The organism is Nostoc sp. DSM 114167, from assembly GCF_052692655.1.
In genome coordinates, this window is the sequence record NZ_CP195116.1 from 3,259,352 (window position 1) to 3,273,897 (window position 14,546).

At 42.3% G+C, this 14,546-nt stretch carries 8 protein-coding genes; 6 read left to right on the forward strand and 2 right to left on the reverse strand.

The genetic code is table 11. The annotated features are described in order from the left end of the window. Positions 1-179 precede the first annotated feature (179 nt). Positions 180-1,847 (forward strand): iron uptake porin, encoded by a 1,668-nt coding sequence (locus NSTC731_RS13875; protein ID WP_445631314.1) that lies wholly within the window; start codon positions 180-182, stop codon positions 1,845-1,847. A gap of 445 nt (positions 1,848-2,292) precedes the next feature. Then, positions 2,293-2,646, forward strand: coding sequence for a hypothetical protein (locus NSTC731_RS13880; protein WP_445631315.1), 354 nt, complete (start codon positions 2,293-2,295; stop codon positions 2,644-2,646). 249 nt (positions 2,647-2,895) lie between these two features. Here the strand turns inward: NSTC731_RS13880 and NSTC731_RS13885 are convergent, their stop codons facing one another. Together NSTC731_RS13885 and thrC are read right to left on the reverse strand one after the other, a co-directional pair. Next, on the reverse strand, positions 2,896-3,171 hold the full coding sequence (locus tag NSTC731_RS13885) for a ubiquitin-like small modifier protein 1 (protein ID WP_322692526.1): 276 nt from the start codon (positions 3,169-3,171) through the stop codon (positions 2,896-2,898). A gap of 89 nt (positions 3,172-3,260) precedes the next feature. After that, positions 3,261-4,571, reverse strand: a complete 1,311-nt coding sequence (gene thrC / locus NSTC731_RS13890; protein WP_445631316.1) for a threonine synthase — start codon at positions 4,569-4,571, stop codon at positions 3,261-3,263. Positions 4,572-5,519: 948 nt separating this feature from the next. Between thrC and NSTC731_RS13895 the strand changes: the two genes are divergently transcribed. From NSTC731_RS13895 to NSTC731_RS13910, 4 genes are all read left to right on the forward strand, one after another. Beyond that, a complete protein-coding gene (locus NSTC731_RS13895) occupies positions 5,520-8,039 on the forward strand; it encodes a beta strand repeat-containing protein (protein ID WP_445631317.1) in 2,520 nt (839 codons plus the stop codon). Positions 8,040-8,215: 176 nt separating this feature from the next. Continuing rightward, positions 8,216-8,779 carry a hypothetical protein gene (locus NSTC731_RS13900; protein ID WP_445631318.1) on the forward strand — a complete coding sequence of 188 codons (564 nt, stop codon included), beginning with the start codon at positions 8,216-8,218 and terminating at the stop codon, positions 8,777-8,779. Between the two features lie 270 nt (positions 8,780-9,049). Beyond that, positions 9,050-10,486 carry a hypothetical protein gene (locus tag NSTC731_RS13905; protein WP_445632088.1) on the forward strand — a complete coding sequence of 479 codons (1,437 nt, stop codon included), beginning with the start codon at positions 9,050-9,052 and terminating at the stop codon, positions 10,484-10,486. Beyond that, positions 10,483-14,247 (forward strand): TonB-dependent receptor, encoded by a 3,765-nt coding sequence (locus NSTC731_RS13910; protein ID WP_445631319.1) that lies wholly within the window; start codon positions 10,483-10,485, stop codon positions 14,245-14,247. Before NSTC731_RS13905 ends, NSTC731_RS13910 begins: the two co-directional genes overlap by 4 nt. Positions 14,248-14,546 lie beyond the last annotated feature (299 nt).

The following is a 14,546-nucleotide window of genomic DNA, read 5'->3' on the forward strand; positions in this document are numbered from 1 at the left end:
CTGTTATACTCGCCCTTGCAAAAGTTGCCCAGAAGCATTAAGTCTAATTTGGGGCAAAATCCGTAAATGTCCCCATGTGAACCCTAGACAATCGCGCATACACTCTTCACTTAAGTATGTGAGCAGAGTGTAAAAAATTGAAAGGTAGACTTATTAGCCGCAGTTATCGCAAAACCTGGATGCTCGCATGGTTACTAATTGTGGGAGTAAATGGAGTTGCACAAAAAGCATTAGCACAAGAATACATCAATCCAGAAACCACTCAGGAAATAGGAGTTCAGGGCGATAATATTATTCCCTCATCCTCCTCCATTTCCCCAGAAGAACCGATGGCCCAAGTTACATCGGTATCTCAACTCAAGGATATACAACCCAACGATTGGGCATTCCAAGCCTTACAGTCTTTGGTGGAACGCTATGGTTGTATAGCCGGCTATCCAGATAGCAGCTATCGCGGTAATCGCGCCTTAACTCGGTATGAATTTGCTGCGGGTGTAAACGCTTGTTTAGATAGAGTCAACGAATTAATCACTACAGCCACCAACGATTTAGTCACTCGCGAAGATTTAGCAATATTACAAAAATTACAGTCAGAATTTGCCCCTGAATTAGCAACTTTGCGGAGTCGTGTTGATAATTTAGAAGCCAAAACTGCTGAAATTGAAGCCAACCAATTCTCAACAACAACTAAACTCAGTGGATTACTGATAGTTGGTATTCAAGGACGAACTAACAATCGTGGTGATGTTAATCCTAGAGATGGACAAAAGGATACAGATGATGCAGGGACAAATATTAATGTTATTTCCCTGGCGCAGCTGTATTTAACTAGTCAAATCACTCCCAGTAGTTACTTGTTTACAGGTCTTTTAGATGGTAACGGAACAACTGCGCCTAGATTTACCAATAGTGTTTCTCGGAATGATGTTTTACTTGGCTACGAATTTCCTACAGATAGCTTAATTGTAAGTGACCTAAATTTTCATTGGCTGGTGACAAATAAATTAGCAGTAATGGTAGGAACAGAAGGCGTAAGTATGCCAGCTGCTTTCCGAGGCCCCAATCGGGTAGAAAGCGCTGCAACAGGGCCATTATCTTATTTTTCCCAAAGAAACCCAATTTTAAATATGGGATATGGTCACGGCGGTATAGCTATTGATTGGCAATTTGCTAAACGCGCTAGTTTGCAGGCAATTTATACTAGTTATCAACCAGGAAATCCCGGTAAAGGTAGCGGTTTATTTGATGGAACCACCACTACAGGTGTGCAATTACTGCTGACACCAACTAATACTCTAGATTTAAGTTTATATTACGTTAACAATTACGCTTCAGATGGTTGTTTGCTAACCTTTGTTGGTGATGAATGCTTAACTACAGTTAATACCACTACCGGAAAATCAGCACCGCTACAAACTAACGCCGTGGGTGCAACTCTTACTTGGCAAATTTCTCCCCGCATTAGCGCAGGTGCGTGGGGTGGTTATACTAAATCTTATATTCCTGGGCAGTCGGGAAGTGTAGAAACAACAAATTATATGCTGTTTCTGAATTTCCCTGATTTATTGAAGAAAGGAAATTTAGGAGGAATTTATGTTGGTCAACCTCCTAAAATCACTCGTAGTGACTTACCTGTAGGAAATAATGTCCCTGATTTTATCAATACAGGCTTAGGACGAGCAGGTGGACAACCAGGCACGACCACTCAAATTGAGGCATTTTATCGTATTCAGTTAACAGATAATATTAGCATTACACCAGGAATAATTCATCTTATCCAGCCTGGTAACACACCAGATAGTGACTCAGTTACTGTCGGCATTCTGCGGAGTACTTTTAGTTTTTAATCCTGCTTGCAAATAAATATTATATAATTTAAGTCTTGATAGCACTTAAATTAAAAATTCAATTGGTCTTAATCAATTATTAAATATATCTTTTTTAATGCTATATACCTGATTTTCAAGAGATACAAAAAAGCGTTTGATTCACCGCCAAATCTCGATATCAATCCAGTATATAACAACATCTCAAATTAATTTATTCACGATTATATTCATCAGACATCTTCCTATAGGTTGTTTGCAAATATGCTGAAACTTGATAAATTCAGCTTTGATATGACCAAATATGTAATAATAGAAAATTAATCTGCCATAAGCTATAATTTTTATCAGTATTTTTACAGCTATAAGGAATAATTTTTGCACTTGCTAATGCCTAGCAAATACTGTTTATAATTGGACTTTTGTGGGTAATACTAGACAAAAATTACTGACGAAAAAGTTCATCATGAACCTAAGTATAGTTGATGATAAATTGCAGATAGAATTTACGTTTAAAGAGCAACTGCTAGCTGTTCGTTTGAATAAGCTTTGGCAAATATCACTAGCTCATATTGAACGAGTTACAACAGCCGAACCCCAAAGTAATTGGCGAGAATTGCGCGCCCCTGGTAGTTTTATTCCTGGAGTGATTAAAGCTGGAACTTATTACACTAACCGAGGTAAAGAGTTTTGGTATGTGAATCGAGAAACAAATTATTTAACCATTGAATTGCAAGATGAATCTTACAAGCGGATTATCTTAACTATTGATAACAATGAGTCTTGGCAACAAAGACTTGTTCAGATCATTGCTGTATAGTTAGTCAAGTAAAATCAGTCCCACAAGATTAAGTTGTGCGGTATTGCTTATTAGTGTCAACATCAGCCATATGGGTGAAATTCTTGTTTTCACCTAACAATCGCCTGGAAATGCTGGCTGCATTGTTTGTACCGCGAGTAAGAGAGGCGGCAGCCCTCTTAATAAGTATTCCCAGTCGGGAACTGGGAACAAGTCAATGTTGCAAAGCTTTGTCTAATTAGGCTTCTACCTTATTTGGTGTTTTGTGTATTAACCACCGGCGACAGCTGGGACAATACTTACTTCATCGCCATCTTTAAGTGTTGTATTAATACCATCTAAATGGCGAATATCTTCGCTATCAACGTAAAAATTTACAAATCGACGTAGCTTGCCTTCTTCATCGCACAACCGGGATTTAATACCAGGAAAGCTTTGTTCTAAGGAATCCAACAATTCAGCAATGGTGCTACCGTTGGATTCTAGACTAGCTTGATTATTAGTCAAATTCTGAAGAGTTGTAGGAACTAAAACTGTTACAGCCATACTAAGTACAAAGTGAAGAGTTAAAAGTGAAAAATACAATTTAAGAGTTAGGAGTTATGAATAAAAAACTCATAACTCATAACTCCTAACTAAACGAGGACTTGTTGCCATTCCAAGCGATCTAGAGTACGCGATCGCTCTAGCGCACGTTCAAAACTATCGAGTTTTGCATCAATAGTCAAGGGTTCACCAATGTAGCCTTGGATTGCTTCTTGGGTTTTCAAACCATTTCCTGTGATGTAAATCACGGTGGTTTCATCTGGATCGATTTTGCCAGCTTCTACCAGTTTTTTCAGCACGGCCACGGTTGTACCACCAGCCGTTTCTGTGAAGATGCCTTCGGTTTCTGCCAGCAACTTGATGCCATCAATAATTTCGGCATCATTGACTGACTCAATATTACCACCAGTCTTCTGAGCTAGCTCCACAGCATAAATACCGTCTGCTGGATTGCCTATTGCTAGGGATTTCGCAATTGTATTCGGTTTAACTGGTTTAATAAAGTCGCGTCCTTCTTTGAAGGCTTGGGCAATGGGCGAACAACCTTCAGCTTGAGCGCCACTGAAACGGACGCTCTTATTTTCTACTAAACCAACTTCAACAAATTCTTGGAACCCTTTATAAATTTTTGTAAAGAGCGAACCAGATGCCAAAGGAGCAACAACACGATCGGGTAGTTCCCAGCCTAGTTGTTCTGCAACTTCAAAACCTAGTGTCTTAGAACCTTCAGAGTAATAAGGACGCAGATTAATGTTGACAAAACCCCAGCCATGTGTATTTGCAACTTCCGAACAAAGACGATTGACTTGATCGTAGTTGCCTTTGACGGCCATGAGGGTGGGACTGTAGATCAAGCTACCGAGAATTTTACCAGCTTCTAAATCTGCGGGGATGAACACACAGCAGTCTAAACCGGCATGAGCTGCGATCGCCGCTGTAGAATTTGCTAAATTACCAGTGCTAGCACAAGAAACAGTAGTGAAACCTAACTCCCGCGCTCTGGATAGAGCGACTGACACCACCCGATCCTTAAAGCTTAAGGTCGGCATATTCACGGCATCATTTTTTATATAAAGCTTATTTAGACCCAGGCGACGGGCAAGACGGTGGGAACGAACCAAGGGAGTCATCCCCGTTCCCACATCTATAACATTGTCGGTTGCGACAGGCAAAAAGGGACGGTAGCGCCAAATGGAATTGGGCCCAGCTTGAATTGTTTCACGAGTGACAGTCAGACGTAGGGCACTGTAGTCATATTTGACTTCTAACGGGCCAAAACATAACTCACAAACATTACTGGCTTTGAGTTCGTATTCCGCACCACATTCTTTACACTTCAAGGCTTGAAAGTAGGCAGTGCTGGTTTGGGTTGGGGTTTGGGTTTTGATTGCCTGAGTCATAAAACTAGCTTTCCCTGTTTGTCTGTCACTTGTCGCCTGATACTAACACGAGCAAAAATACCAGTCAAACATACCCGACATTTTTAGTCGGGTATGTTTGGTATTGAGAGGAATGATTATTGTAAAATTTTAATACTAGTAATCTCTAATTTTAGTATTTATACGTATATTTTTAATGTTATGAAAAAATAAAATAGCTTTTATTATTCAGCATTAACACTGGAAAATGCTATGATTAAATCGCATTTTTTTATGACTAAATTGCATTTTTTGAAATTGCTATCCTATTTAAGCGATCTAGATTGCCTAGTTAATTTTCAATTTTTTTGATCTAAATGACTTTCCAGGGCAGTATATATTTCTGATAATAAAGACTCAAAAACATTTATATATATAAGTTTTAGTGTTTTTAGCATCTGAATCAACCCACTCAAATTGCTATGTGTGTTGCCACAATAAAGTTAATTTTTCAGCTTTGATGCACTCATTGATAGCTATAGAAATTACTTATTTATACGGAAGATTTTTTTTGCTTTAAAAGCTACATTGCTATTTACATCTCTAACTAAGCAAAATACAGTAATAAATTACACATATTTGCGATTGCCAGCTTTGATTCTCAAGGGTAAGCGTAAAACCACTATAGGACTCATATTTGATTGGGTGAAAAAACTCAGTACACTTTTATTCCTTTTTACCTGTTCCCTGTTCCCTGTCCCCTGTCTCTACGAGTGATTCAGGAATCCGATTTGATTCCTATAGACAAGTTATTTCTGGTTATTGTCTCAATATAATTTCCCAGGAGTGTCAATAATTTAACTCCTTAAATATGTATTCCCAAAACTTCAACGTTTTGGGCAGCCATAATCGGTAATTCCTTAAAGGGAATTGCCGAACCTTATCCTGTCTCAAAATCCGAGATACAAGTTCAGCAAACAAACTACTTATATGGTAAATAGAAATCAATCCGTAAATAAGCAGCGTCAACTTTACCAATTTCTAGTAGCAACAGCATTATTAACTGGTAGCCTTTTTCAATTTCTCGCACCCGTATTAGCTGACGGAACGACTGCGGGTACATCTATTAGTAACACTGCAACAGCAACCTACGAAGATCCCAACAGTCCAGGGACAACTATAAATGCCACTTCTAACACTGTCGTTGTCACTGTAGCAGAGGTTGCTGGAATCACCGTTACAGGGTCTGGAGTTACAGATAACAATGGCGGAACTGTTGGAGTTGGCGACTTACTAACCTACACCTACACCTTGACCAATGTAGGTAATGACCCCACCAAATTCCACATTCCCAACCAAGCGACAACAACTGGGCCGGGTACAGTTTCTGGCACATTACCAGGTGGTACAGCTAATAGCCTGCAATATAGCACCGATGGTGGTCTAAATTGGATAAACGTCCCTCAAGGTGGCGTAGACACACCTTCTGTTCCGGTTAACGGTACTGTGTTAGTACGTGTGCCAGTAACTGTACAAGCTGGCGCTCAAACCAATGATGTCATTACTGTTACTCTTGGTAATACTCCTGGTGATGCTCAAAACCAACTGCGGAGTCCTGATGGTGGTGACATATTTACTGTAGATAACCCCGATGGTAGTGCTGGTGAGGTATCTGGCACACCAGTTAATGGTACGCGGGAAGCTAGCGCTACCGAGCAAATTAAGGTTGGTTTAACGGTGAAGACCTATGCTTTAGCCACCATTCTCAAGACTCGCAGTGGCTATAACAATGCTGGCACAACTGCAATTACAGATGATAAATTGACCTACGATTTGAGTTTGCGAGTTGAGTCCAACGATCCCACAGGACAGGGAATTACACCAGCAGCTTTGACGGGTACAAGCATCAATGTTAATGGTGTTGCTGGCACTTATATCTTGGTTTCTGATGCGATTCCTGCGGGTACAGATTTAGCAGTAGCACCAACTGCACCTCCTGGTTGGCAAACAGTTTATACAACTACCGCAGTTGGAACTAATGCTAATACAGCTAGTTGGACTACGACAGCACCACCCTTGGCCTCAGTCACTCGCGTTGGTTTTATCAATAATCCAGCGACTATTACTTCCATCGCTCCTGGGACAACAGTGAATGGCTTCTCGATTCAGCTAGCCGTTGAATCAACTGCAACTTCACCCTTAATCGTCGCTAATATCGCTCAATTGTTTGGTCAAACACCCAGTAGCAATTTCCCAGTATACGACGAATCTGGCGACCAAAACCCTAGCAACTATGACGGTTCCCCAGGTAGTATGACACCTCCTACGGGTACAGATACCAATGGTGATGGTATTCCCGATACTTTACCGTCTGGCAACGTTGATGATGGCTATATTAATACTCCAGCATCTCCAGAAACTGGAACTGACACGGGTAATAACAACAGCGGTACTGGTACAGGCGGTGAGGCGAACGTCTTCACAGTGCAAGCGCCTATTGCTTCAGCGTTACTCAACGGGCCGCAAAATGCCCCAGATGCTACTGGGCCATCAGGTGGAACCAACGATGATTTCACTAACAAATCTTCTCTCGTTCCTGCTGGTACAGCACCAGGCAGTACACTTGACCCACAATCAGTTGGCTTCACCAACACTATTAAGAATAGTGGTACTGATGCAGGTGTCTTGAAGATAGAGCCGACGCCACCAACAATTCCAGGAGATTTACCAAATAATACAAAGGTGACTATTACCTATAATAGTCAGTCTGCTGTCTATACCTACAATAATGGAGTTTTCAGCACAACTGGTACAGTAATTACAATCCCCAACGTTGCTCCTGGTGCAAGTATCAACTATGGTGTGGAAGTTGATTTACCTCCAGGCACGCAGTTATCTACTGATATTAGTAAAGGCTTCCCAGTACCCATAATTGCTTCGATTGACAACTATACGACAGATACCAACGGTGATGGAATTAAGGATACTGGCAACGATAATACCTTTGATTCATCCAACATCACTATCGATCGCGTCTACACTGGTTTCCTGAAACTGCTGAAAATGTCACGAGTCTTACAAGGTACTGGGCCTGTAGTCCAGGGGAATGATAGCACATTCAGTATCGATCCGAAGAAGCCTTCACCAGGAAACATTATTGAGTACCAAATTCAATACACAAATATTTCCGATCCTCAATCTGGAACTGGGAATGTGATTTTGAATGCTAATAAAGTTGTGATTACTGAAGATGGTACGAAAAGCCCCAATAACTGGGCATTAGACAACGATGCTAGCGGTCAAATTGATACTAGCAACATTGTTGGTTCAGCTAAGGATTCCGGGAGTGCAACCATCCAATTTTTCAGCGGTAATCCAGCTACTAACTCTGGTATCGACCAAACTGGAACTACGGCAAACACTGATGTTGCTAAGTACATAGATACTGTCACTGGCACGATCGCACCGGGTATTCAAAGAACATTTACCTTCCAACGCAAGGTGAACTAATTCCTTGGGATTGGGGACTTTGAAGTTTGCACACTCTGGTACAGAAGAGTCTGCGAAGCATTTGACCCGATCCCAACCCCAAACAGCAAGCAAATAGGAGAGTGACTTTTTCTGAGCAAAAGCTGGGAAAGATAAGTCAACAATTCACATTCTGGAAGTTTTTTGAGGTGATTTATATGAAGCGTGTTTCTTTTGCAGGTTTAGGAGCATTTGCTCTCATTGCCACAGTTCCATTTATCGGTCAAATTCCGGGAATCGCAAATGTATGGCATTCAGAAAGTGCTGTTGCTCAGAATATCAAAACTCAAGGGCAAATTCAATTGCGCTTAGAAGCAGAAAAGCAAGTGGTGGCTCAGGATCGACAAGGTAAGCAAAGCCAAAAATGGGAACCTTTAAAAGGTCAAGTTGTGGTGCGACCAGGAGATGTATTGCGATATACCTTGATTGGCGAAAATCAGAGCGATCGCCCAGTGAAGAATTTGACTTTCAATCAACCTATTCCTAAAGGAATGGTCTACGTGCTTAATTCTACCAATGTCGCCAAAAATGCCAAAATAACTTACAGCATTGATGGTGGGCGTAGCTTCGTCGAAAATCCCACTGTTAAAGTTACTCTTCCTGGCGGCAAAGTGGAAACCAAACCAGCCCCAGCCATTGCTTACACTCATATTCGTTTCCAGATTCCGTCACTTGCTGCGAAAACAACAGTCAAGGCGACTTATCAAACTCAAGTGCGCTGATTAACACGCCGCCTTACTAACTCCCAAAAGAACCGCAATCAAAAATATTTTCAGATTTTTATCTGGAAACGAGATTTTTAAAGGATTTTAGCTTAACTGGATTTCCCCAAATAAATAAGTGCTTTTATTAACAACAAACTTGACATTTCAGAGGAGATGTGTTAAGTGAGCCGTCCTCAAAACCATAAGCAAATTACTTCTAGCGGTAGCTGGTGGCGACGGTTAACAGCTACTGTTCTTCTGGGAAGTTTTTTGCATACTACTATATCTATGCCAGCGATCGCGCAACAGACTAACAATCTGGTTGCGTCTTTGCCATTAATAAATCAAGCTACTTATACTTATACAGATTCTGCTAGCAATTATCAATATCAAGGAAGTTCTGAGCAAATTAATGTTAGTCCTATCCCCTTACTCGATCCATTAGGACGGATTTTAGGTTGCGCTGGGACAATTTTACCTGACTATACAGGTTTTTCAGTTGGGGTATACGAACCTAACTCTAGCGACCCAACGGGGACAGAATTGAGCAACTTAGTTTCTCTGACTAGAACAGAGTTACCAGATATTCCCAATAACAACGTTCCTGGTGGTAAATCTCCAAATACTGAGAATAGTAATCCCTACTTCGTTACGAATAACCCTGCGGGTGTCTACAATTTCCTACTCGATCCGAATAAAGGTCAAACCGCTCCAGGTAGAACCTACATTTTTGTAGTTAATCCACCACCAAATTCTATCTATAAACAGCGACGGGTCAAGATTGAAATCCTTGCTAACACTGGAACACAAGGTAATGGTGTTGTGCGATATGTGGCCAGTTCTCTAGATGGTCAACCAATCAGTCTTACAGGTGAAACCAGAGTAGAGCAAACAGTGGTTTTAGTTCCCAATGCAGAAACGGTGGGACTGGATTTATTAGCCTTTGAATTCACTACAAATTTGTGTCAAGCCAATCAGTTACAGATTATTAAAACAGGCGATCGCGCTACTGCTGAACCTGGAGATACGGTAATCTATCGCCTGTCAGTAAAAAATCTTGCTGATGCTGGTTTGAATAATATATTTGTCACCGACAACCTACCTTTAGGATTTCAATTCTTGCCGAAATCGGTGCGGGGAGAGTTGGACGGTCAACCAGTTGCGATCGCTTCAGAACGCAATGGTAACACAGTGACATTCCGCACAGACGTAACAATTTCCCCAGAGAAAGTCTTGAATATTGCCTACGCTGCTCAATTAACAGCTGATGCGCTGCGTGGTACTGGTCGCAACAGTGCGATCGTTAATGGTCAACGAACTGATAACCGTTTTAGTACTAAGGATGGCCCAGCAACCCACCAATTGAAAATTCGTCCAGGAATCGTTTCTGACTGTGGCACGATTATCGGTCGGGTGTTTGTTGATAAAAACTTTGACGGAGAACAACAGCGTGGTGAACCTGGAGTAGCCAATGCAGTGATTTTTCTGGAGGACGGAAACCGCATCACTACAGATCCTAATGGTTTGTTCTCCCTAGCTAACGTCTTACCTGGATACCACACAGGTGTACTAGACCTTAGCAGTGTAGCGGGTTACATCCTAGCTCATAACGAAAAATTCCGCGAACGAAATAGCCAATCTCGCTTGGTGCATTTAGAGCCTAGTGGCTTAGTACGCATGAACTTCGCTGTCACCCCAACATTTCAGGAGTCAGTCAAGAAATGAAAATCAGACTGCACTGTATAACTACATTTAACCTGAGATTGATGGGGGCGATGCCAGTAGTAGCTCTCAGTCTTATTTTATACCCTGTAATAGTCAAAGCAGAAATCACTAGTGAAAACCTCATTTTGCCTGATTCCCATTTGCAAGCAGAAAAGAGTGTCGAAGATCCTGACTTTTCAGCGCATCTGGAAAACCTCTCTTCTTCTAAAGGAGAAGCTTTAAATTCTCTACCTCTCGAATTTACCTCAACTTCTTCAGCATCGGCTGCTGATACTTCAATTCCCAATGTCCAGCCGAGTGAAACGGAAATACTACCATTTCAACCAGCAACTTCTGTAGGTTTGCCTAGAGAATTACGCAAAATTGCAGAAGTACAGGACGCGGGGACAAAGGGACAAGGAGTAAATGAAAATCTTCCTGTGTCCCCTACTGTCCCTATCTCTACAGCAATTAAAATCCTGACTCCGACGGCTGACAGTGTTGTAGACGTACAAGCAAGCACGGTGATTGTACAGTTTCCCGCTGGGAGTCAAGTGGAATTGCGGGTAAATGGCGCGTTGGTAGACCCTTCTTTAGTGGGACGGACGGAAACTGATGCTACCACCAATTTAGTAACGCAGACATGGTATGGTGTCTCGTTAAAAGAAGGTACAAACACCATTTCTGCACAGGTTGTTGGAGGAACAGAACCCCCTGTAACAGTGCAAGTTGCAGTGCGAGGAGCGCCGAAGCAATTAACTTTAGAAACAGTTGAGTCTCGTATCCCAGCGGATGGGCGTTCTACGGCGACAATTCGGGGTCAACTCCTTGATGCAACTGGCAATCGCTCGAATCGTGATGCTATTGTCACCCTTATACCTACTGCTGGGGAGTTGGTTGGGAAAGACTTCAAACCCGATGAACCGGGATTTCAAGTGGAGGCGAAAGCGGGGCAATTTACAGCGACGTTGCGATCGCAGCTAAAAGCGGAAACTGTGACAATTCGGGCGATCGCAAATGATTTAGAAGCCTTCACCCAACTGCAATTTGAAACGGCACTGCGTCCGAGTTTAGTTACTGGGGTAATTGATTTACGATTGGGGGCTAGAGGTACAAATTATTACGGCAGTTTCCGTGATTTCCTCCCTCCTGACAAAAACAACGGAACGCAATTAGATTTCCATTCAGCGATATTTGCCACTGGTGCGATCGGAGAATGGTTGTTTACAGGCGCATACAACAGTTCTCGTAACCTCAATGAAGATTGCAACTGCGATAATCGCCTGTTTAGAACTTATCAATTCAGCGAGCAAAACTATCCTGTCTACGGCGATAGCTCGAAAGTTGATGTAGTTGCTCCTTCCATTGATAGTGTATTTTTGCGTTTTGAGCGTTCAGCTCGTACTCCTGGCGCCGATCCTGATTATGCGATGTGGGGTGACTATAACACAGAAGAATTTGCGCGGCGATCGCAGCAATTTACTTCTATCACCCGTCAACTCCACGGTTTTAAAGCTAATTACAACTTAGGAAACCTCCAAATTACAGGTTTCTATGGCGACCACTTAGAAGGATTTCAACGAGACACTATTGCTCCTGATGGTACTAGTGGCTATTACTTCCTCTCTCGCAGACTCTTACAAGCAGGTAGTGAAAATGTCTTTATCGAATTAGAAGAACTCAATCGTCCTGGGACTGTATTAGAACGCAAACAACTTAACCGAGGCCCAGACTACGAAATCGACTACGATCGCGGTACTTTATTATTCCGCGAACCGATTCTTCGTACCGATATCGATCGAACCGGACAAGTATTGGTGCGTCGGATTGTTGTTAGCTATCAATATGACACTGAAGACTCTGACGGGAACATCTATGCTGGTCGTTTGCAATATAATCTTTCCCGCAAACTTAATTCCGAAAGTTGGATAGGAGCAACTTACATTCAAGAAAATCACGGAGTGCGCAACTTTCAACTCTACGGTGCAGATGCACTGATTGCTTTGGGTGACAACGGTAGGTTAATCGCAGAATATGCCCATTCCACGAATGATTCTGATGTCGTGGGAAAAGTTAGAGGTGATGCTTACCGTTTAGAAGCTGAAGGAAAGATTGCTAATGGAGTTCAAGGTCGTGCTTATTATCGCTTTGCTGATACAGGTTTTGCCAATAATGCCACTATCAGCTTTGTCCCAGGACAAACCCGTTATGGAGCGCAGGTTACAGCTAAAGTCACCTCAACTACCAACGTCAGAGCGCAATACGACCACGAAGACAATTTTGGGATTGCTCCCCAACCTTTAGACACTTTTGAAGAACTGTTTGCACCGCGTTATGAGGCGATACCTGGTAGTAAGGTTGATAATTCACTGACGACGATTTCTGCTGGAATTCAACAACGCTTGGGTAGCGCCACTATCGATCTGGATTGGATTCACCGTCGTCTGGAAGACCGTATCCCCGACAGTACCCTAAGTAGTAATTCCGATCAACTGCGATCGCGTTTTTCAGTTCCTCTAGCTAAAAACCTGACTTTCCAAGCCCAAAATGAACTGAGCTTATCTTCCCAAAAAAATGCTATTTACCCAGACCGTACCATTTTGGGGTTGAATTGGGCAGTAATTCCTGGTGTCAACGTCAGTTTAGCCCAACAGTATTACAGTAGCGGTCAATATTCGGGTAATTCCATCACCAGCTTGAGTGTCAACGGCGAACACAAACTCGGTTCGGATACTACCTTAACTGGTCGTTACTCAATTTTGGGTGGCGCTAACGAAATGACTACTCAAGGAGCAATTGGTATAAATAACCGTTGGACTATTGCTTCGGGATTGCGGCTGAACGTTGCTTACGAACACGTATTTGGCAACTTCTTCGGACGCACTTTAGCGGGTCAACAATATGCTCAACCCTACGCCTTTGGTCAAGCTGCATCTGCGATCGGATTTGATGGTGGCGATAGCTACAGTGTGGGGCTGGAATACAGTGATAATCCGCAGTTTCAAGCCAGCGCTCGTTACGAACATCGTTCTTCTTCTGGAGGTAGTAATACAGTAATTACCGTAGGTGCTGCGGGTAAAATTTCTCCGGCTCTCACAGCTTTGGTACGTTATCAACAAGCTGGTTCTTCCAATCAAAAGCTTTCAGGATTGGGAGATACTGCTAACCTCAAGCTGGGTTTAGCCTACCGCGATCCCAATAGCGATAAATTTAATGCTTTATTGCGTTATGAATATCGCAAAAATCCATCAACCATCCCTGACACCATTCTCTTAGGTAGTGGTACGGGTTCCGAAGACCATACATTTGCTTTAGAGGCGATTTACGCTCCTAACTGGCAATGGGAATTCTACGGTAAGTATGCTCTACGTAACAGTACATCTTACATAGCTAACGATTTAGCGGGTACTAGCACAGCTAATCTGGCCCAAGTACGCGCTACCTATCGTTTGGGATATAGCTGGGATTTGGTGGGTGAAGCTCGTGTAATTAGTCAGTCTAGCTATAGTGAGACAGGCTTTGTTCTTGAAACAGGCTACTACCTCACGCCTAACCTGCGTGTTTCGGCTGGTTACGTCTTTGGTAAAGTTGATGACCGAGATTTCTCAGGAACACGTTCTGCGGGAGGCGCGTATTTAGGCTTTACGGTTAAGCTCAACGAATTGTTTGAAGGCTTTGGACAACAAAAACCTATAGCACGTCAGCCAAAGGAATCAGCGATGAAAACTTTGATCGGTAAACTCAAGGCCGCAATCAGGGGGATGCCAAAACGTGAAATATAAAAGGGTTATTTGATGTAGAGATGTTCATTGCAACCTCTATCTCTATATACGAATTTAACCTTTCCCTGTGGGAATACTATAGGAATCCGGTTTGATTCGGAGAATTTACTTGTGTGGTGCGCATTCGCAAAGCGTCTCGCAGAGAAGCGCAGCGCAAGCGCGATAGGCAGGGAATAGGGAACAGGAAAGAAAGCTTTCTAAGGTGTACTGAGTTTTTTCACCCAATCAAATATGAGTCCTATATTGTCGTAAGATTTTTGATTTGCTTTGAATCTAGTGCAAAAACGTTTCAATTTTCA

What these genes read in the sequence shown, in the direction of transcription:
- NSTC731_RS13875 (WP_445631314.1), top strand. Translation starts at nt 180, where the DNA reads ATGCTCGCATGGTTACTAATTGTGGGAGTAAATGGAGTTGCACAAAAA.
- NSTC731_RS13880 (WP_445631315.1), top strand. Translation starts at nt 2,293, where the DNA reads ATGAACCTAAGTATAGTTGATGATAAATTGCAGATAGAATTTACGTTT.
- NSTC731_RS13885 (WP_322692526.1), bottom strand. Translation starts at nt 3,171, where the DNA reads ATGGCTGTAACAGTTTTAGTTCCTACAACTCTTCAGAATTTGACTAAT.
- thrC (WP_445631316.1), bottom strand. Translation starts at nt 4,571, where the DNA reads ATGACTCAGGCAATCAAAACCCAAACCCCAACCCAAACCAGCACTGCC.
- NSTC731_RS13895 (WP_445631317.1), top strand. Translation starts at nt 5,520, where the DNA reads ATGGTAAATAGAAATCAATCCGTAAATAAGCAGCGTCAACTTTACCAA.
- NSTC731_RS13900 (WP_445631318.1), top strand. Translation starts at nt 8,216, where the DNA reads ATGAAGCGTGTTTCTTTTGCAGGTTTAGGAGCATTTGCTCTCATTGCC.
- NSTC731_RS13905 (WP_445632088.1), top strand. Translation starts at nt 9,050, where the DNA reads ATGCCAGCGATCGCGCAACAGACTAACAATCTGGTTGCGTCTTTGCCA.
- NSTC731_RS13910 (WP_445631319.1), top strand. Translation starts at nt 10,483, where the DNA reads ATGAAAATCAGACTGCACTGTATAACTACATTTAACCTGAGATTGATG.